The sequence below is a fragment of the Microbacterium sp. AZCO genome (genome assembly GCF_039614715.1).
Lineage (GTDB): Bacteria > Actinomycetota > Actinomycetes > Actinomycetales > Microbacteriaceae > Microbacterium.
The window spans coordinates 1,455,880-1,475,729 of sequence record NZ_CP154857.1 but is presented as its reverse complement, the minus strand read 5'-3'; the positions used below and the strand labels follow the sequence as shown (position 1 = coordinate 1,475,729).

General features: G+C 70.6%; 15 protein-coding genes. 11 read left to right on the top strand and 4 right to left on the bottom strand.

Annotation, left to right across the window (positions count from 1 at the left end):
- Nucleotides 1–327: 327 nt before the first annotated feature.
- The 5 genes from smc (at nt 328) to AAIB33_RS06935 (ending at nt 6,703) form a co-directional block, all read left to right on the top strand.
- Nucleotides 328–3,846 (top strand): chromosome segregation protein SMC, encoded by a 3,519-nt coding sequence (gene smc / locus AAIB33_RS06955; RefSeq protein WP_345802819.1) that lies wholly within the window; start codon nt 328–330, stop codon nt 3,844–3,846.
- A complete protein-coding gene (locus AAIB33_RS06950) occupies nt 3,843–4,496 on the top strand; it encodes a hypothetical protein (RefSeq protein ID WP_345802818.1) in 654 nt (217 codons plus the stop codon). Before smc ends, AAIB33_RS06950 begins: the two co-directional genes overlap by 4 nt.
- Nucleotides 4,497–4,581: 85 nt before the next feature.
- Nucleotides 4,582–5,232, top strand: coding sequence for a hypothetical protein (locus AAIB33_RS06945; RefSeq protein WP_345802817.1), 651 nt, complete (start codon nt 4,582–4,584; stop codon nt 5,230–5,232).
- 30 nt (nt 5,233–5,262) lie between these two features.
- Nucleotides 5,263–6,135 (top strand): signal recognition particle-docking protein FtsY, encoded by an 873-nt coding sequence (ftsY, locus tag AAIB33_RS06940; RefSeq protein WP_345802816.1) that lies wholly within the window; start codon nt 5,263–5,265, stop codon nt 6,133–6,135.
- A 67-nt stretch (nt 6,136–6,202) separates the two neighbouring features.
- Complete coding sequence (locus tag AAIB33_RS06935; protein WP_345802815.1) at nt 6,203–6,703, top strand: DUF2004 domain-containing protein; 501 nt, start codon at nt 6,203–6,205, stop codon at nt 6,701–6,703.
- A 15-nt stretch (nt 6,704–6,718) separates the two neighbouring features.
- Here the strand turns inward: AAIB33_RS06935 and lipA are convergent, their stop codons facing one another.
- Both lipA and lipB read right to left on the bottom strand, forming a co-directional pair.
- Entirely contained in the window at nt 6,719–7,717 is a 999-nt protein-coding gene (gene lipA / locus AAIB33_RS06930) for a lipoyl synthase (protein WP_345802814.1), read from the bottom strand.
- Nucleotides 7,714–8,352 carry a lipoyl(octanoyl) transferase LipB gene (lipB, locus tag AAIB33_RS06925; protein WP_345802813.1) on the bottom strand — a complete coding sequence of 213 codons (639 nt, stop codon included), beginning with the start codon at nt 8,350–8,352 and terminating at the stop codon, nt 7,714–7,716. Before lipB ends, lipA begins: the two co-directional genes overlap by 4 nt.
- A gap of 163 nt (nt 8,353–8,515) precedes the next feature.
- Between lipB and AAIB33_RS06920 the strand changes: the two genes are divergently transcribed.
- A complete protein-coding gene (locus AAIB33_RS06920) occupies nt 8,516–9,550 on the top strand; it encodes a TetR family transcriptional regulator (RefSeq protein ID WP_345802812.1) in 1,035 nt (344 codons plus the stop codon).
- A gap of 32 nt (nt 9,551–9,582) precedes the next feature.
- Nucleotides 9,583–11,151: a signal recognition particle protein gene (gene ffh / locus AAIB33_RS06915; protein WP_345802811.1), complete on the top strand. Its 1,569-nt coding sequence runs from the start codon at nt 9,583–9,585 to the stop codon at nt 11,149–11,151.
- A gap of 43 nt (nt 11,152–11,194) precedes the next feature.
- On the opposite strand, the gene AAIB33_RS06910 is transcribed toward ffh, so the two are convergent.
- A complete protein-coding gene (locus tag AAIB33_RS06910) occupies nt 11,195–12,358 on the bottom strand; it encodes a glutamate--cysteine ligase (protein ID WP_345802810.1) in 1,164 nt (387 codons plus the stop codon).
- A gap of 248 nt (nt 12,359–12,606) precedes the next feature.
- On the opposite strand from AAIB33_RS06910, the gene rpsP reads away from it, so the two are divergent.
- The 4 genes from rpsP to AAIB33_RS06890 all read left to right on the top strand — a co-directional run bounded on the left by rpsP (nt 12,607) and on the right by AAIB33_RS06890 (nt 18,160).
- Nucleotides 12,607–13,032: a 30S ribosomal protein S16 gene (rpsP, locus tag AAIB33_RS06905; protein ID WP_345802809.1), complete on the top strand. Its 426-nt coding sequence runs from the start codon at nt 12,607–12,609 to the stop codon at nt 13,030–13,032.
- 3 nt (nt 13,033–13,035) lie between these two features.
- Nucleotides 13,036–13,266 carry an RNA-binding protein gene (locus AAIB33_RS06900; protein ID WP_045276246.1) on the top strand — a complete coding sequence of 77 codons (231 nt, stop codon included), beginning with the start codon at nt 13,036–13,038 and terminating at the stop codon, nt 13,264–13,266.
- A complete protein-coding gene (rimM, locus tag AAIB33_RS06895; RefSeq protein WP_345802808.1) occupies nt 13,266–13,949 on the top strand; it encodes a ribosome maturation factor RimM in 684 nt (227 codons plus the stop codon). Before AAIB33_RS06900 ends, rimM begins: the two co-directional genes overlap by 1 nt.
- 119 nt (nt 13,950–14,068) lie before the next feature.
- Nucleotides 14,069–18,160: a bifunctional nitrate reductase/sulfite reductase flavoprotein subunit alpha gene (locus tag AAIB33_RS06890; protein ID WP_345802807.1), complete on the top strand. Its 4,092-nt coding sequence runs from the start codon at nt 14,069–14,071 to the stop codon at nt 18,158–18,160.
- A gap of 196 nt (nt 18,161–18,356) precedes the next feature.
- Here the strand turns inward: AAIB33_RS06890 and AAIB33_RS06885 are convergent, their stop codons facing one another.
- Nucleotides 18,357–19,772: an MFS transporter gene (locus AAIB33_RS06885; protein WP_345802806.1), complete on the bottom strand. Its 1,416-nt coding sequence runs from the start codon at nt 19,770–19,772 to the stop codon at nt 18,357–18,359.
- Between the last annotated feature and the right edge of the window lie 78 nt (nt 19,773–19,850).

The window sequence follows — 19,850 nt, the reverse complement described above, 5'->3', positions numbered from 1 at the left end:
CGAGCGGATCAACGGTCCGCGAGGGGGAACATGCAGAAGGAGCCGGTCACCACGGCACGAATGCCTGTGAACGCTGGCGCTGTGGGCTGCGTACGGGCTTCCGTCATCATGGCGACCTCCTCTCGACTTCTGATGCGAACAGTGACGCTAGCGCAGTCCTTCAGCCTTCGTCAAGGTTTTCATCCGGCCCCTCCTGCGCGCCCCGGACCGGAACCTTGCATGCACCGCGCTCGGCATCCCCTGCGCGCCCGGCCCGGCATCCCAGTCGGGAGAAGGGTGTCGGGTACGGTTGTCGGGACAGCGATCGGTCGTGCGGAAGGCTCCTTTATGCACCTGAAGAGCGTGACGCTCAAAGGGTTCAAGTCGTTCGCGCAGCCGACCACGTTCGCCCTCGAGCCCGGCGTGACGTGCATCGTCGGTCCCAACGGATCGGGCAAGTCGAACGTCGTGGACGCGCTCGCCTGGGTCATGGGCGAGCAGGGTGCCAAGACGCTTCGCGGCGGCAAGATGGAGGACGTCATCTTCGCCGGCACGGCGACGCGCGGTCCCCTCGGCCGTGCCGAGGTGCAGCTCACGATCGACAACTCCGACGGCGTGCTGCCGATCGAGTACTCCGAGGTGAGCATCAGCCGCACGCTCTTCCGCAACGGGGCGAGCGAGTACGCCATCAACGGCGAGTCGTGCCGCCTCCTCGATGTGCAGGAGCTCCTCAGCGACAGCGGCCTCGGCCGCGAGATGCACGTCATCGTCGGCCAGGGCCGGCTCGACAGCGTGCTGCAGGCCTCGCCCGAGGACCGGCGCGGATTCATCGAGGAGGCCGCCGGCATCCTGAAGCACCGCCGCCGCAAGGAGAAGACTCTCCGCAAGCTCGAGGCGATGGAGGCCAACCTGATGCGCCTCAGCGACCTCGCGGGCGAGCTTCGGCGCCAGCTCAAGCCGCTCGGGCGGCAGGCCGAGATCGCGCGCGAGGCGGCGACGATCGCGGCCGTCGTCCGCGACGCCAAGGCGCGCCTGCTAGCCGACGAGCTGGTGGGACTGCGGACCGAGCTCGCCGATCACGCGCGCAGCGAGCAGGAGCGCCATGCCGAGCGCATCGTCCTGCAGGACCAGCTCGACAACGTCCGCGCCCGCATCGAGCTGCTCGAGGCCGATCAGCGGTCCGAGGCCGTCGACCGGGCGCGGAGCGTCGCGTTCGACCTCGAGCGGGTGCAGGAGCGCGTGCGCTCCCTGTACACGCTGGCGGGGCAGCGCCTGGCGCTCCTCGGCGAGGCCGAGGACGAAGACCCGACGTCGCGCGTCACGGTGACCCAGTCGACGATCGACGAGGCCCGCGCCGAGATCGACGAGATCGCCAGCGGACTGGGGGAGGCTCAGGATGCCGCGGCCGAGGCCGCGCGCGACGTCATCCGCGCACGTGCCGAGCTCGATGCCCTCGACGTCGACATCGCCGCGCAGAGCGCGCTCGTCTCGGAGCACGACATGCGCATCACGGCGCTGCGCGGCACGGCCGAAGCCGCGGCCTCCGCTCTGGCCGCGGTGCGGTCTGCGGTCGAGCGTCAGCAGAAGGCGCTGGATGCCGCGCTGCAGCGTCGCGCCGAGGCGGAGGAGACCCTGGCCGGCGTCGACCCCGACCTCGTCGCCGAGGGCACCTCCGCGCAGTACGCGGCCGAGTACGAGCGTGCGCAGCGCGACGCGACCGACGCGGAGACCGCCGTCGGCGCCCTGCGCGAGCGCCTGCACGCCGCGGAGCGGGAGCTCGAATCGCTCACCGCGCAGACGAAGGCCCTCAGCCGCGCGCTCGACGTGCGCAACGCCGCCGCAGACATCATCGCGCGAGGCGGCGACGGCATCCGGGGCCTCCTCAGTGACGCGATCAAGGTGAAGCCCGGCTTCGAGGCGGCGATCGCGGCCGTGCTCGGACCGCTCGCCGAGGGCGTGCTCGTCGACTCCCGCGACGCCGCGTTCGCCGTCGCCGCGACGGCGCGCGACGGCGACTTCGGCGTCGTCGACATCGCGATCGCGGACGCCCGCCGAGAGCAGACCGTCGCACCCGCAGCGGGAACGACGGCGGCCCAGGACGTCGTCACCGGGCCCGAGGGCGTGCTCGGCATCCTGTCCCGTGTGCTCATCGCCGACGACCTCGCTGCCGCGGCCGCCGTCGCGGCGGACGCCCCGGCCGGGGTCACCGTCGTGACGCGCGCCGGTGAGGTCGTCACCGCCCAGACCGTGCGCGCCGGATCGGGCCAGGGCCGCTCGCGCCTGGAGCTCGCAGCGGAACGGGATGCCGCGGCCGAGCGCCTCGCCGAGATCGAGGTCGTCGCCGATTCGCTGCGCGAAGCACTCGGTGGCGAGGTGCGCGGACTCGAGACGGCGCGGCAGCGGACGAAGGCGTCGCTCGAGGCGCTCCGCGCCCACGATGCCGCACTCGCGGCACACGCCGAGCAGGTCAACCGCGCCACCGTGCGCCACGAGGCCGCGATCGCCGAGTGCGACCGCCTCGCGGCGGGGCTCGCACAGGCGCAAGCCGCCGTGGAAGAGGCGACGGGCGCGGCGAGCGTCGCCGATGAACAGCTGACGGTGGCCCTGGAGGCGCCGCGACCGATCCTCGACGCGTCGGCGCGAGAGGGCCTGCTCGGGGCGCTCGATGCGGCGCGCGAGGCCGAGATGCGCACGCGCCTCGACGTCGAGACGCTCCGCGAGCGCGTGCGAGCGGGGGAGGCGCGGGTGCTGCAGCTCGAGAAGCAGCGCGAGCGCGAGCGGGAGGCCGCCGCCGAGGCCGCGCGGCGCGCCGTCATCCGCCGCGCGCAGCGCGAGATCGCCGCCGACGTCGCGGCGCAGCTCCCGCCGCTCCTCGACTCCGTCGACCGATCGGTCGCGCAGGCGCGGGTCGAGCTCGCGACCGCCGAGAGCGCCCGCACGGCCCTGACGCAGGAGCTCGCCGACCTGCGGGCGCGCGAGTCATCGGTGCGCGAGCGGCTCGCCGGCCTCACCGAGAGCGTCCACGGCCTCGAGCTGCAGATCCACGAGAAGCGCCTGCACGTCACGAGCCTCCTCGAGCGCGTCGCCTCCGAACTCGGCCTCGATGAGGATGTGCTCGTCGCGGAATACGGTCCGGATCAGTCGATTCCCGCCGACGTGACTGGCGACGAGGATGACGGGGAGGAGGCATCCACCACCCCCTACGATCGTGCGCAGCAGCGCCGACGGCTGCAGGATGCCGAGCGGAAGCTGACGCAGCTGGGGCGGGTCAATCCGCTCGCGCTCGAGGAGTTCGCCGCGCTGGAGCAGCGCCACAAGTTCCTCGTCGAGCAGCTCGCCGATCTGACGCAGACCCGCAAGGATCTCCTCACGATCATCGAGGAGCTCGACGAGCGGATGCAGACGATCTTCCTCGCCGCGTTCGAGGACACGAAGACCGCCTTCGGCGAGGTCTTCCCGGTGCTCTTCCCCGGGGGGACGGGGAGCATCTCGCTGACCGACCCGGACAACCCGCTCACGACGGGCATCGAGGTCGCCGTGCGCCCGGTCGGCAAGAAGATCGAGCGCCTCTCGCTGCTGTCCGGAGGCGAGCGCTCGCTCGCCGCCGTCGCGCTGCTGACGGCCATCTTCAAGGCCCGGCCGAGTCCCTTCTACATCCTCGACGAGGTGGAGGCGGCGCTGGACGACGCCAACCTCGGACGCCTCCTCGGCGTCTTCGAGCAGCTGCGCGCGTCGAGCCAGCTCATCGTCATCACGCACCAGAAGCGCACGATGGAGATCGCCGACGCCCTCTACGGCGTCTCGATGCGCCAGGACGGCGTCTCGGCCGTCGTCGGCCAGCGCGTGGGAGAGCGCGTCGCGTCGTGAGCAGGTGGTTGCGCGGCGCGCTGAGCGCGGCACTCGTCATCGCGGTGGTGGCGGGCGCGTCCGCGTGCACCGTCGCGCCCGGGGGCGGAGCGAGTGCCACGCCGACGCCGACGCCGATAGGGACTCCGTCACCGACCGTCGAGATCCAGTTCGCGGACGGCGATCTGCTCGACCCGACGCAGACGGCGTCGTGGGCCGACCCGCTGAAGGGCGCGGCGGGCTACACCGTCGTCACTGCGCGCGACGGGAACGGGTCGTGGTCGTACAAGAGCGACGCGATCGGCTGCACGATCGGCTACTGGGAGGGCCCGCTCACCGGGCTCGATCCCTCGTCGGACGACAAGGCGCTCTCGGATCAGCTGCTCGCCGCCCAGTTCGGCACGACCGCCGAGGAGATCGCGACGTACGTGCAGGACGACATCGCACCGTTCCGGACGCCCTCCGAGCGCGTGCAGACCCGGGCCGTCCCGGGCGCCGACGACCAGTCGGGGTCGACCTACCTGATCGCGGCGCGCGCCTTCGGCGCCCTCGGCCAGGGATTCGTCGCGACGCTGCAGTGTCCCGCCGCGACGAACGTCGGCGCCGTCTGGACCCTGCTGAGCTCGAACCCCAACGCCTTCGAGCTCGTCTTCAGTCCCGCCCAGGGCTGACCGCCCCGCCCCCGCGGCACTCCCGGGCGGGCGCCGCCGGGTCTATGATCCGGCCATGAATCACTCCGCGCAAAGGCGCGTGGGCGTGATCGCCCTCGCCTTCGGAATCGTCGTCCTCTCGGGATGTTCCGCGCTCATCCCCACCGCCGGCGCCTCGCCGTCCGCCTCTGCGACCAGGACGAGATCCCCGTCGCCGGCGCCGGCCGCCGCACCCGCCGACCTCACGTTCGACGCGGGAGAGTCCCTCGACGGCGGCGACTGGCAGATCGGCTGGGTCGACGTCTTCCAGAGCGACCCCGGCTTCACGGTCACGGCCCCCGACGAAGGGAAAGGCAGCTACTCGTACGCGGATGCCGAGACCCAGTGCCAGCTCTTCTACCAGGGCGCCGTCGGCGACATCGACATGAGCCGCGACGACCGGACGATCTCGGACGACTTCCTCGCCACGGTGCTGACGGGCACGGTGGCGGGCGCCACACGCGAGGACGTGACGGCGCACGCGTTCGACGACCAGGTGCTGCAGCATCCCGGCCCGGGCACGGCCGACACCCGCACCATCTGGGGCCAGTCCTCGGACGGCCGGACCTGGCTGCACTCGGCGCGGATGTTCGGCGCGAGGGGCGGCGGCGTCTACATCGGCATCACCTGCCCGTCGGGTCAGGATGCGTCTGCCGAGCTGCAGAAGGTCATGCAGGACGACGTCCGGCTCGCAGTGGCGCCGGCCGGCGGCGGATAGCGGGGTCCGGCGCCGCCTAGGCTGGAGGGCATGGCTGACAGCCCCTGGTCCCTTGTGCGCGTGCTGCGTCAGATGTTCGCGGCGCCCGAGATCACCGAGCTCACCTGGCTCGACCTCGAGTCGGCGCTCCTGACGGCCGACTTCGGGCCCGACACGACCGAGCGCATCGTCGACGACCTGCGCGAGAAGGTTGCGAAGTACCACACCACGGATCCCAAGGATCTGCACCGGATGCTGAAGGAGACGCTCGAGGAGCACTTCGCGAAGTTCGACACGACGCTGCGCCTCACCGAGCGCCCGGCGGTCGTGCTCGTCGTCGGTGTCAACGGCGTCGGCAAGACGACGACGATCGGCAAGTTCGCGAAGTTCCTGCAGCGGTACGGCCGCTCGGTGGTCGTCGGGGCCGCCGACACCTTCCGCGCCGCCGCCGTCGACCAGCTCGCGACGTGGGCGGAGCGCGGGGGAGCCGCGATCGTCCGGCCGCAGCAGGAGGGCCAGGATCCGGCATCCGTCGCCTTCCAGACCATCGACTACGCCAAGCGCACCGGCACCGAGATCGTGCTCGTCGACACGGCCGGCCGCCTGCACACCAAGGGCGGCCTCATGGACGAGCTGTCCAAGATCCGCCGGGTCATCGAGAAGCAGGCCCCCATCAGCGAGGTCCTCCTGGTGCTGGATGCCACGACCGGCCAGAACGGCGTCATGCAGGCCGAGGCCTTCCTCGAGCACGCCGGTGTGACCGGTCTCGTCATCACGAAGCTCGATGGCTCGGCCCGCGGAGGCTTCGTGCTGGCCGTCCAGGAGCGCACCGGCATCCCCGTGAAGCTTCTCGGTCAGGGCGAGGGGATCGGCGATCTGACGGGCTTCACGCCGCACGTCTTCGCGGCATCCCTCGTCGACTGACACGCCCGGGACGACATTCCGGGGCTTCGGTCTACCGTCGGGGCCACCGTGCTGGTTTCATGGGGATATGGCGATCGAGCACGACTTCTTCGGACTCCTCGAGTCCGGACCGGACGGGTCGATCTTCTGGTCCGAGAACGTCGAACTGGGTGATCAGACCGTGACGGTCGACCTCACGGCGCCCGACCAGGAGGACGTGTCGGAGGCGGCCCTCGACGTGGCCGCGGGGCTCGTCTCGTCGCTCGAGGCGATCGACCGCAGCGCCCGAAACGCCATGGTGTCGGAGCTGGACGACCGCACGAGCGAGGTGACGGAGTACATCCTGCAGCAGCAGGAGGTCCTCGGCGAAGACCTCGAGGAGATGCTCGTCGACATCTCTGGCGACACCCACATCGACGTCATCCGGTCGCTGCAGCTCATGAGCATGACGATCCTCGCCGACGAGCACGGCGGGTCCGAGCCGTTCGCCGTGCTCGAGTACGCCCTCGACCCCGATGCCACCGACGACGTGCTGCTGGTGAACCTCGGCTCGGACGGCGACGTGCTCGGCGTCACGAGCGCCGACTAGAGTCCCGACGCGCGGTCAGACCGCCTGCGCGAACCCGCGGTCGACGTGCACGTCGGCGGCGATGTGCGCGAGGTGGGGCGGGATCTCACGCCCCTTCGAGATCATCGACTGCGCCCACAGCCGCCCCGCTCGGTACGACGACCGGACGAGCGGACCGGCGAGCACCCCGAGGAAGCCGATGCGCTCCGCCTCCTCCTTGAACGCGACGAACTCGTCGGGCTTGACCCACCGCGCGACGGGGAGGTGGCGCGGAGTCGGTCGCAGATACTGCGTGATCGTGATGATGTCGGTGCCGGCGTCGTGGAGGTCCTGCAGCGCCTGGACGACCTCTTCGGGCTCCTCGCCCATGCCGAGGATGAGGTTCGACTTCGTGATGAGACCGGCATCCCGAGCCTGCGTCAGCACGTCGAGCGAGCGCTCGTAGCGGAAGGCGGGACGGATGCGCTTGAAGATGCGCGGCACGGTCTCGACGTTGTGCGCGAAGACCTCCGGGCGCGACTCGAACACGACGTCCAGGAGGGCCGGCTCTCCGTTGAAATCGGTCGCGAGCAGCTCGACGCCCGTGCCGGGGTTGAGCGCGTGGATCTGACGCACCGTCTCGGCATTGAGCCACGCACCGCCGTCGGCGAGGTCGTCGCGCGCGACGCACGTCACGGTCGAGTAGCGCAGTTGCATCCGCTGCACGCTCTCAGCCACGCGGCGCGGCTCGTCGATGTCGTAGTCGGCGGGTTTGCCCGTGTCGATCTGGCAGAAGTCGCAACGGCGGGTGCACTGCGACCCGCCGATGAGGAACGTCGCCTCGCGATCCTCCCAGCACTCGTAGATGTTGGGGCAGCCGGCCTCCTGGCAGACCGTGTGCAGCTCCTCGGTCTTCACGAGGGAATGGAGGGCCTGGTACTCCGGGCCCATCTTCGCCTTCGTCTTGATCCACTCCGGCTTGCGCTCGATCGGCGTCTCGGCGTTGCGCACCTCGAGACGCAGGAGCTTGCGGCCCTCGGGCCCGGCGGCGCTCACGCGGCGACCTCCGCGTAGTGGGCCTGGAAGATCCGCACGACGCTGTCGACGACGTCGACGGGCGAGACGTCTGCTCCGACGAGCTCGCTGAGGGTCGTGACGCCGGCATCCGTGATCCCGCACGGGATGATGCCGCGGAAGCCCGCGAGCGAGTTGTCGCAGTTCAGGGCGAAGCCGTGCATCGTCACGCCGCGCTGCACACGGACGCCGATGGCGGCGACCTTGTCCTCGCCGAGCGGCCGGCGCACCCACACGCCGCTCCGCCCCTCGACGCGATAGCCGTCGACGTCGAACTCGCGGAGCACCTCGATGAGCGCTCCCTCGAGGCGGCGGACGTGGCCCACGACGTCGATCGGCTCGTGGAGGCGCACGATGGGGTAGCCCACGAGCTGCCCGGGGCCGTGCCACGTGATCTTGCCACCGCGGTCCACGTCGACGACGGGCGTGCCGTCGGTCGGCCGCTCGTGCCGCGCGGTGCGCGCACCCGCCGTGTAGACGGGCTCGTGCTCGAGCAGGATGAGCGTGTCTTCGCGGTCGCCCGCGACGATCTCGGAATGGATGCTGCGCTGCAGTGCCCACCCGTCGAGGTAGGGCACGTAGTCGGGGGCGAACCCCGGGGTCACGACGTCGAGCACGCTGCTCCTTCGCTTGTGGCGACTTTCTGGATTGCGTCCAACAATACTCCCGCCCGGCGATGGGTCCTCGAATGCGGGGGTCCTCGTCTGACCGGGAAGCCACGTGCACCGGTTCGCCGGGATTCCCCGCCTCTCGGCTGGGGGTCCTGCGTAGGGTGGGGACGTGAGTCATGAGCAGCGGACCGGTCGCCCGCGCGCCTCCTCGCGCGAGACGCTCGCCGAGGCGGCGTGCGAGCTGTTCCTCGAGCGCGGCTTCGCCGAGACCTCGATCGCCGACATCACGTCCCGCGCCGGCGTGAGCCGCTCCAGCTTCTTCAACTACTTCGCCTCGAAGTCCGACATCCTCTGGTCGGGGCTCGACGAGCGGATCGGCGTCCTCGAGGACCGGCTGCGCAACGACACGGGACGGGATGCCGCGACCCGCGCCTCGCTCGGCGCGGGCGCCGCGTCCGCGATCTCGGGCGCGCTCAGGAGTCTGGGCGAGGACTTCGCCCCGGACAGCCTCGCCTTGGCTCTCGTCAACACGAGCGCCATGGGCCTCGAGGGCGAGCTCGAGCGGGAGGCATCCGTCCGCCGTGCTCGCATCGCCGTGGCGGTGTCGGAGCGCCTGCAGCGCGCGGGCGTCGGCGCCATCGAGGCCCAGGTCGGGGGAGCCGCCCACGGCGGCGCCGTGCTCGCCGCGATCGAGGCGTGGGCGCGGGAGGGAGCCGGCCGCGTGCCACTGGCGGCATCCCTCGACCATGCGCTGGTCGCCGCCGCGCGCACGCTGCCGTCGGCGGTGCGCCAGCTGCGGGTCGTCGCCCGCGCCGACGACTTCGACGAGGCCCTCGCCTTCTACCGTGACGCGCTCGGCCTCGTCGAGCGCGAATCGTATGAGGGCGACGGCGATGCCCGCGTCACGATCCTCGCGGCGGGCGAGGCGACGCTCGAGCTCTCGAACGCGGGCCAGGTCGCGCTCATCGACCGTGTCGAGACCGACGGCGACGCCCCGAGCGAGCCGATCAGGCTCGCGTTCGAGGTGGGAGACACCGCGTCGGTCACGGACCGGCTGATCTCGGCGGGCGCCGAGCTCGAAGCATCCCCTCGCCTGACGCCCTGGCGCTCGGTCAACGCGCGCCTGCGTGCACCGGCCGACCTGCAGATCACGCTGTTCCAGGAGCTCGGCCCCGACGGCCGACCCGGGGATCGCGAATCCTGAGCGGGCCCGCGGGCCCGTAGAATCGGGGGATCATGGCTACTTTCGGCACGCTCTCCGATCGGCTCACCGAGACCTTCCGCAACCTCCGCACCAAGGGCAAGCTCACGCCCGCGGACGTCGACGGCACGGTGCGCGAGATCCGTCGCGCCCTGCTCGACGCCGACGTCGCGCTTCCCGTCGTCAAGGACTTCACCGCGAAGGTGCGCGAGCGCGCCCTCGGCGACGAGGTCAACAAGGCGCTGAACCCGGCGCAGCAGGTCGTGCAGATCGTGAACGAGGAGCTCGTCGCGATCCTCGGCGGCGAGCAGCGCCGGCTGCAGTTCGCGAAGAACCCGCCGACGGTCATCATGCTCGCGGGCCTGCAGGGCTCGGGCAAGACGACCTTCGCGGGCAAGCTCGCGAAGCAGCTCGAGAAGGACGGCCACACGCCGCTCCTCGTGGCCGCCGACCTCCAGCGTCCGAACGCCGTCAACCAGCTGCAGATCGTCGCGCGCCAGGCGGGGGCCGCGGTCTACGCGCCGCAGCCCGGCAACGGCGTCGGCGACCCCGTGCAGGTCGCCCGCGACGGCGTCGAGATCGCCCGCCGCCAGCAGCACGACATCGTCATCATCGACACGGCCGGACGCCTGGGCGTCGACGCCGAGCTCATGAAGCAGGCGTCCGACATCCGCAAGGCGGTCGACCCCGACGAGGTCCTGTTCGTCATCGATGCGATGATCGGTCAGGACGCCGTCAACACGGCGAAGGCCTTCCAGGAGGGCGTCGACTTCACCGGCGTCGTCCTGTCGAAGCTCGACGGCGACGCACGCGGCGGCGCCGCGCTCTCGGTGGCCTCCGTGACCGGCCGCCCCATCATCTTCGCCTCGACGGGTGAGAACCTCGACGACCTCGAGCCGTTCTACCCCGACCGCATGGCGTCGCGCATCCTCGACCTCGGCGACATCCTGACCCTCATCGAGCAGGCTCAGCAGGCCTTCGACGAGGAAGAGGCGATGAAGGTCGCCGAGAAGCTCGCCAAGGAGCAGTTCACCCTTGAGGACTTCCTCGACCAGCTTCAGCAGATGAAGAAGATGGGCTCGATGAAGAAGATGCTCGGGATGCTCCCGGGCATGGGGCAGATGAAGCAGCAGCTCGACGACTTCGACGAGCGCGAGATCGACCGCACCGAGGCCATCATCCGCTCGATGACGCCGGGCGAGCGCCGCAACCCCAAGGTGCTCAACGGCTCGCGCCGTCTGCGCATCGCGCGCGGCTCCGGCATGACCGTGACCGACGTCAACCAGCTCGTGCAGCGCTTCGAGCAGGCCGCGAAGATGATGAAGACCGTCGCTCGCGGCGGTGTGCCGAACATCCCGGGCATGGGGCCGGTGCCCGGCGCCGGCCGTCCCGGCGCCTCGTCGAAGCGCGGCAAGCAGCAGAAGTCGAAGTCGGGCTCCCGCTCGGGCAACCCGGCCAAGCGCGCGGCCGAGAACGCGGGCATCGCGGCTCAGGCGGCGGCGGAGCCGACCGGCTCGGGCTTCGGCCTCGGCGGCAACGGCGCGAAGGGCGCACCCACCGCGGAAGACCTCGCCGAGCTGCAGAAGATGCTCGGTCGCGGCTGAGCCGCGGCATCCCGTTCGCGCGTGCAGCGCGGGCTGAGCGGGGTCAGTGGGGAAACTGGGCGAGGTGCTCGCGCAGCGTCGGACCCGCGCGGAACTCGCGGATCAGATGCTGCACGACCTCGCGGAGGTCGCCCTCGGCCGCGTCGGCCACGAGGACCTGACGGGCGTAGCTGGCGCCCTGCGTGAGGGTCGTCTCCAGCCCCGCGAACTCGCGCGCGCACTTGAGCTCGACGGCGACGTCGGCGAGACGGTCCATCGTGTCGCGGAGGTGCTCGCGCACGGGAAGCTGAGTGCCGTCGGCGTCCACGATGATGCGCGCGTCGAGGCCGTAGCGGGCGGCGCGCCACTTGTTCTCACGGACGAACCAGGGCGGGATCGTCGGAAGCTCGCGCCCCTCGTCGAGCTCGCGGGAGAGGTGCTCGACCAGCACCTGCACGAGCGCCGCGACCGCGGCGAGCTCCGGCAGGGTGGACATCCCGTCGCACGCGCGCACCTCGATCGTGCCCCAGCGCGGCGCAGGGCGGATATCCCAGCGCACCTCGGTCGCGTCGGCCATGACGCCGGTGCGGATCATGTCGTCCATGTAGCGCTCGAACTCGGCCCAGTCCTTGAGCGGCCAGGGGAGCCCCGCCGTCGGAAGCTGCTGGAAGACGAGGGCGCGGTTCGACGCGTACCCGGTGCGGTCGCCCGCCCAGAACGGCGACGAGGCGGACAGCGCCTGCAGATGCGGCAGGTACACGGCGAGGGCGTTGATGAGGGGGAAGACCTTGTTGACGTCCTCGACGCCGACGTGCACGTGGATGCCCCAGATCATCATGTTGCGCCCCCACCACTGGGTGCGCTCGATGAGCTTGTGGTACCGCGTCTTGTCGGTGACCTGCTGGTCGTACCACTGCGCGAACGGGTGACTGCCCGCGCACAGCAGCTCGATCCCGAGCGGATCGGAGACCTCCCGGATGGCGCCGATCGCGTCCGCGATGTCGTCGACCGCCGCAGCGACCGTGTCGCCGACGCCGCTCGTGACCTCGACGGTGTTCGTGAGCAGCTCGCCCGTGACGGTGTAGCGCTCGTGCGCGGTCTTCTCCTCGAGCACCGCGAGGATCTCCGGCGCGCGACCGACGAGGTCCCCCGTGGCGCCGTCCGCGAGCATGAGCTCCCATTCGAGCCCCACGGTGGAGCGGGCGGATGTCGCGAAAGGCACCGTCATGGGCACAGTTTCGCACGGGGATGCCGCGCCACGGCGTTGCGTGCGTCGGTTCGCGTCGTCGTGCGACATCGGGTCATGAGGGCTGCGGCCTGGTTCGCGGCATCCCGCGGGATGTGGGATAATTGTGGGTCGGACCGGGTGCTCGACCCTCTATCCAGCACACAGGTCCTCCTTCAGAGCTTCCGCCGGGTGTGCACCCCACGCTCCAGGCGATCGGTTCAATCACTTTCCACACATTCAGGAGAATCGTGGCTGTCAAGATTCGTCTCAAGCGCCTCGGCAAGATCCGGGCGCCCTACTACCGCATCGTCGTCGCCGACTCGCGCACCAAGCGCGACGGTCGCGTCATCGAGGAGATCGGCAAGTACCACCCGACCGAGGAGCCCTCGTTCATCGAGGTCGACTCCGAGCGCGCGCAGTACTGGCTGAGCGTCGGCGCGCAGCCGACCGAGCAGGTCGCCGCCATCCTCAAGCTCACGGGCGACTGGGGCAAGTTCAAGGGCGACGCGAACGCCGTCTCGACGGTTCGCACCGCCGAGACCAAGGCTGACTTCGAGGTCGACTCCTCGAAGAAGTCGGTCATCAAGCCGAAGGCCGAGAAGAAGGCCGACGAGCCCGTCGCCGAGGAGGCGCCCGCCGCCGACGAGGCCGACGCCGCTTCGGACGCCGAGTAATCCGTGCTGGCCGCCGCGCTCGAGCACGTCGTCAAGGGGATCGTCGATCACCCCGACGACGTGCGCATCGACTCCTCGACGTCGCCTCGCGGTGACGTCCTCGAGGTGCACGTGCACCCCGATGACCGAGGTCGCGTGATCGGGCGCGGCGGACGCACGGCAAAGGCTCTGCGCACGCTCATCTCGGCGCTCGCCGACGGACGACGCGTGCGCGTCGACGTCGCGGACGACTGATGACGCAGGCAGAGCAGCCCGATTCGACGACCCCGGCGGAGGCCAAGAGCCCTGCCCGGCCGCCGAAGCCGGCGAAGAACCAGCTTCGCGTCGGACGCCTCGTGAAGGCTCACGGCCTCAAGGGAGCCATCAAGCTCGAGCTGTACACCGACGACCCCGACGGGCGCTTCGTCCCGGGTGCGACCTTCACTCTGCAGGTCCCCGAGTCGTCGCCGTGGCACGGCAAGCCGCTGACTGTCCGCGAGTTCAAGTGGATGAACAGCCACCCGGTCGCCTTCTTCGAGGGCGTGGACGACCGCAACGCCGCCGAAGAGCTCATCCGCGCGATCCTCTGGATCGACGAGGACGCCCAGTCCGCCGCGGCCGAAGACGACGCCTGGTACGACCACCAGCTCGTGGGCCTCGAGGTCGTGCGTGACGACACGGTCGTCGGACGCGTGATCCGCGTCGACCACTTCCCGGCCCAAGATCTCCTGATCGTCCTCGCCGACTCGCTCGACGAGACGGGCGAGCCGCGCGAAGTCCTCGTGCCGTTCGTGAAAGCGATCGTCCCCGAGGTCGACATCGCCGCCGGGCGGGTCGTCGTGACGCCGCCCGCCGGGCTCTTCGAGGAGCTCGCCGGCGACGACGATGCTCCCGAGCCGGGCGACACCGACGAGGACGACGCCGCCGAGACCGAGTGACGGTCGAGGGATGCCGCGGCATCCCCTCACACCCCTGTCCTCGGAACCGTGAGATCAGTGTGATGCGTCGGTAACACGACGGCACACGAGGCGGAACATCGCTCCGGGATCATCGGAGCATGAGCCTGCTCGCCCCTTCGACGACGGCGCGGGCGGGCACGCCTTCGACCGAGGTCCGGGCGGTGTGCTCGTACTGCGGCGTGGGATGCGGCATCAGCGTCACGACCGAGGCCGGCGGGATCACGAAGACCGCGGGAGACAAGCAGCACCCCGCGAACGGCGGAAGACTGTGCACCAAGGGTGCGACGCACCTCGAGCTCATGCGTGCCCCCGGCCGCATGACCAGCGCGCACGTGCGTCCGTCCCGCGGAGAGGAGCCCGTGCCCGTCCCGCTCGATGAGGCCATCGCGCACGCGGGCACGAGGCTCCGGGCGATCGTCGACGAGCACGGCCCCGATGCCGTCGCCGTGTACGTCTCGGGGCAGATGTCGGTCGAGGCGCAGTATCTCTCGAACAAGCTCGTGAAGGGGTACCTGCGCGGGCTGCACATCGAGTCGAACTCGCGGCTGTGCATGGCATCGGCCGGCACGGGATACAAGCAGTCGCTCGGGGCCGACGGCCCACCCGGCTCGTACGAGGACCTCGATCGCGCCGATCTCTTCTTCGTCATCGGCTCAAACATGGCCGACTGCCACCCGATCCTCTTCCTGCGCATGGCCGATCGGCTCAAGCAGGGCGCGAAGCTCATCGTCGTCGATCCGCGCCGCACGGCGACGGCGGATCGCGCGGACCTCTATCTTCCGATCGCGCCCGGCACCGACCTCGCGCTGCTCAACGGACTCCTGCACCTGCTCGTGGCCGACGGCGCCATCGACGAGGAGTTCATCGCCGCGCACACCGAGGGCTGGAGCGACATGCCGGCCTTCCTCGAGGACTACGCACCGGCGCGCGTCGCCGAGCTCACGGGACTGCCCGAGGACGACATCCGCACCGCCGCGCGCTGGATCGCGGAGGCCGGCGAGTGGATGACCCTCTGGACGATGGGGCTCAATCAGTCGACGCAGGGGACGTGGCACACGAACGCCATCTGCAACCTCCACCTCGCGACGGGCGCGATCTGCCGTCCGGGCAGCGGTCCGTTCTCGCTGACCGGCCAGCCGAACGCGATGGGCGGACGCGAGATGGGCTACATGGGCCCCGGGCTCCCGGGTCAGCGCGCCGTGTTCAGCGCGGCCGACCGCGCGTTCGTCGAGGACGTCTGGGGGATCGAGCGCGGCGCGATCCGCGCCGAAGCCGGGGCGGGCACCATCGACCTGTACCGGCGCATGGCGGCCGGTGAGATCAAAGCCGCGTGGATCATCTGCACCAATCCGGTCGCCTCCGTCGCGAACCGCAAGAACGTCATCGCGGGCCTCGAGGCGGCCGAGCTCGTCATCGTGCAGGACGTCTTCACCGAGACCGCGACGAACGCGTACGCCGACGTGCTGCTGCCCGCGACGCTCTGGGTCGAATCCGAGGGCGTCATGGTCAACAGCGACCGCACCATGACGCTCGTGCAGCGAGCGGCCGAGGCTCCCGGCGACGCGCAGCCCGACTGGCTCACAATCTGCGGCATCGCGCGGGCGATGGGGTTCACCGAGGGGTTCGGGTTCGCATCCAGCGAAGAGGTGTTCGACGAGATCCGCCGGTTCTGGAATCCGCAGACCGGGTGGGACGTCCGCGGAGTCAGCTATGACCGCCTGCGCACGGGGCCCGTGCAATGGCCGGCGCCGCCGGACGACGCCCGGGAGCGGCATCCGATCCGCTACCTCAACGACGGGGTGAGCCAGAGCCTGCACCGCGAGGTGGACGGCAGCGTCCCGCGGCTCGCCTTCGCGACGGCGTCCCGACGCGCGCAGTTCCTCGCGCGGCCGCACCTCGGACCGCAGGAGCTGCCCGACGACGACTTCCCCTGGGTGCTGAACACCGGGCGCCTTCAGCACCAGTGGCACACGATGACGAAGACCGGCAAGGTCGACAAGCTCGTACGCCTCAACCCCGACCCGTTCGTCGAGGTGAATCCCGCGGACGCCGAGACGCTGGGCATCACCGCCGGCGACCAGGTGGAGATCTCGTCGCGCCGCGGCCGCGTCGTGCTGCCGGCCGTCGTGACCGACCGCGTGCGGCCCGGCAACTGCTTCGCGCCGTTCCACTGGAACGACGAGCACGGCGAGTACCTCACGGTCAACGCCGTCACGAGCGACGCCGTCGACGCCGCCTCGCTGCAGCCGGAGTTCAAGTTCGCCGCCGTGTCGCTTCGTCGCGTGGGTCCGGCGCCCAGTCCCGTGGGGGACGACGAGAAGGGGATGCCGCTCCCGGCCGGTGCGCGTGACGTGCTGACCGCGGCGGGCATGACTCCCGCACAGCCGCGGGTGACCGAGACGGAGGGCGCGTACCTCTCGGGCTTCCTCTCCGCCCTCGAGGCGGCCCCCCTCGAGGCCGGGCTCGTCCCGACGCTCCCCGCGAGCGCCCCGCTGGGTGCCGTCACCCGGGCCTGGTTCGACGGCATGCTCGCCGGTCTCTACTCGCGCACGAGCGCCGTCGCCTCAGACAACGCCGAGGGTCGAGAGGTCACGGTGCTGTGGGGATCCCAGACGGGCAACGCCGAGGAGGTCGCAGCCACGTGTGTCGCGACGCTGCAGGCCCGCGGCATCCCGGCCCGTGCCGTGAGCATGGTGGACATGAGCGTGGAGGAGCTGGCCACGGTCCGCTCGCTGCTCGTGGTGACCTCCACGTTCGGCGACGGCGGGCCGCCCGACAACGCCGCCGACCTCTGGGCTGCGCTGAGCGGCGAGTCCGTACCCGACCTGAGCGACCTGGAGTACGCCGTCTTCGCGATCGGAGACTCCAGCTACGACGACTTCTGCGGCCACGGCCGGAGCATCGACGAGCGCCTCACGGCGTTGGGAGCCACGGCGGTGCTCCCCCGTGTGGACTGCGAGCCCGACTATGCGGCGCCCGCCGCTTCGTGGCTCGATCAGGTCATCCCGGCGATCTCGGCGGGCGCGGCGGGGGAGGCGGCATCCACTCCCGCTCTCGAGCAGACGCCGACGAGGCGCCTCTTCACGCGGGCGAACCCCGTGCGCGCACGACTCGTGACGAATGCGCTGCTGAGCGCCGAAGGGTCGGCGAAGGAGGTGCGGCAGTTCGGGTTCGACCTCTCCCACGCCGGCGTCGCGTACGAGGCGGGCGACTCGCTGGGCGTCGTGGCCGTGAACCCGCCCGCCGTCGTCGCCGAGTGGCTCGAGCAGACCGGACTCTCGGCCCGTACGGTCGTGGAGATCGAGGGCGACGAGCGCCTCCTCGGCGAGGCGCTCACGACCCACCTCGACATCACGCGCATCACGCCCGACCTGCTCGCGTTCATCGGAGAGCGCAACGCCGACTCCACCCTCGCGACGCTGCTGCGCCGCGAGAACAAGAGCCGGCTGGAGCAGTACCTCTGGAGCATGCAGGCCGTCGATCTGCTGCGCGCGTTCCCCGTGAAGGCCGAGGCGGAGGAGTGGATGCCGGTGCTCAAGCGCCTGCAGCCGCGTCAGTACTCGATCTCGTCGAGCCCCAAGACGAGCCCCGATGAGGTGCAGCTCACGGTGTCGGTCGTGCGGTTCGAGACCGAGAGCGGTCTCGTCCGGGGCGGCGTCGCCTCGACGTTCCTCGCGGATCGCGGCGATGAGGTGCCCGTGTATCTGCAGAAGTCGCCGCACTTCCGTCCGCCGCTGGATCCCCGCGCGCGCATGATCATGATCGGGCCGGGCACCGGCATCGCGCCGTTCCGCGGCTTCCTCCACGATCGCCGCGCCGACGGCCACACGGGCCGCAACTGGCTCTTCTTCGGCGAGCAGCACGAGGCAACGGACTTCTACTACCGCGACGAGCTCCTCGGCATGCGGGACGACGGCTTCCTCACGCGCCTCGACGTCGCCTTCTCCCGCGACCAGCGCCAGAAGGTGTACGTGCAGGATCGCATGGTCGAGCACGGCCTCGAGCTGTGGCGCTGGCTCGAGGAGGGCGCGCACGTGTACGTGTGCGGCGATGCGAGCCGCATGGCGAAGGACGTCGACGAGACGCTCGACCTCATCGCGCAGCGGCACGGCGGGCTCTCCGCCGAGGCGGCCGCGGAGTACAAGAAGTCGCTCGTGGCGCAGAAGCGCTACGTCCGCGACGTCTACTGAGCTCGGCCGGGGCATACCCGGCCACAGCGTCGGGAATCGCCGCACCGTCGGACCGACATGAACGCATCCATCCGGCGGTGTGCGGATCTCCGACGCTGCGGTGCAGCGGGCGGCCGGGTCTCGGCATCCCGAACCTGAGGTGCACGACGAAGCGGGCCGCACCCCGAAGGATGCGGCCCGCGCGAGGCGCCGGGTGTCAGATGCGCTGACCGGCGAGCGAGCGCCGAGGCACGATGTACACCGCGATCGTGAGCGTCAGCAGCAGCGCGTAGGCGATGACGAAGCCGTAGAACGCGCCTGTGTACGCGCCGGTGGTCTGCTGCGAGAGGTTGAGCACCTGCGGGATGACGAAGCCGCCGTACGCGCCGATCGCCGAGATGAGGCCGAGCGCCGCCGCGGCCTTGCGCTGCATGCGCACCTTCGCCTCGCCCTCGATCCCGAGTGCGAGCGTGCGGGCCGCGAACACGTTCGGGATCATGCGGTAGGTCGAGCCGTTGCCGATGCCCGTCGCCGAGAAGAGCACGAGGAAGCAGGCGAGGAAGACGCCGAAGTTGTGGAGAGGCATCGTCCAGACGAGCGACAGGGCGCCGAGCGCCATGACGGTGAACGCCCCCACCGTCACCCGCGCGCCTCCGACACGGTCGGCGAGACGGCCGCCGTAGGGACGTGCCAGGGAGCCGACGAGCGCTCCGAGGAAGGCGAGCGAGACGGCTGCCTGTCCCACCTGAATCGTCGAGAACTCGGGGAACTGATCGGCGATGAGCTTGGGGAAGACGCTCGCGAAGCCGATGAAGGAGCCGAACGTGCCGATGTAGAGGAGGGCGAGGAGCCACAGGTGCGGCTCTCGGAGCGCGGCGGCGGAGGCCGCGGCATCCGACTTCGCGTTGGACAGGTTGTCCATGTAGCGCCACGCACCCCAGATGGCGACGAGGATGAGGGGCACCCACATCCAGCCCGCGAGCGAGATGTTGAGGGTCGCCGCCGCGCCGGCCGTCACCACGATGGGCACGGCGAACTGCGCGACCGCCGTGCCGATGTTGCCGCCGGCGGCGTTGAGGCCGAGCGCCCAGCCCTTCTCCTTCTGGGGGAAGAAGTAGGTGATGTTGGCCATCGAGCTCGCGAAGTTGCCGCCGCCGAAGCCCGCGAGGGCGGCGACCGCCAGCATGACGCCGAAGGGCGTCTCGGGGTTGCCGACGACGATTCCGAGCAGGATCGAGGGGATCAGGAGGAGTCCGGCCGAGATCATCGTCCAGTTGCGTCCGCCGAACCTCGCCACCATGAAGGTGTAGGGGAACCGCATGGTGGCCCCGACGAGGCTCGGCAGCGAGATGAGCCAGAACGCCTCGGAGCTCGAGAACGTGAAGCCCGCTGCTGGGAGCATCACGACGACGATGCTCCACAGCTGCCAGACGATGAAGCCGAGGAACTCGGCGAAGATCGACCAGCCGAGGTTGCGGCGCGCGATCGCGCGGCCCTCGGACTGCCAGAAGACGCCGTCTTCCGGGTTCCAGCCGTCGATCCAGCGGCCGGAGCGTCGGGTGAGCGTTACAGGGGTGGAGCCGGTTGCGGCGGCATCGGTGCCGACCTGGGGGGATGTCACGGACGTGGTCATCGCGCCTCCTCGGGAAGGTTATGAGGCGACGCTATTGAGCGCGTGTTTCGGCCCCCCTGTCGCGGCCGTTACCTCTGC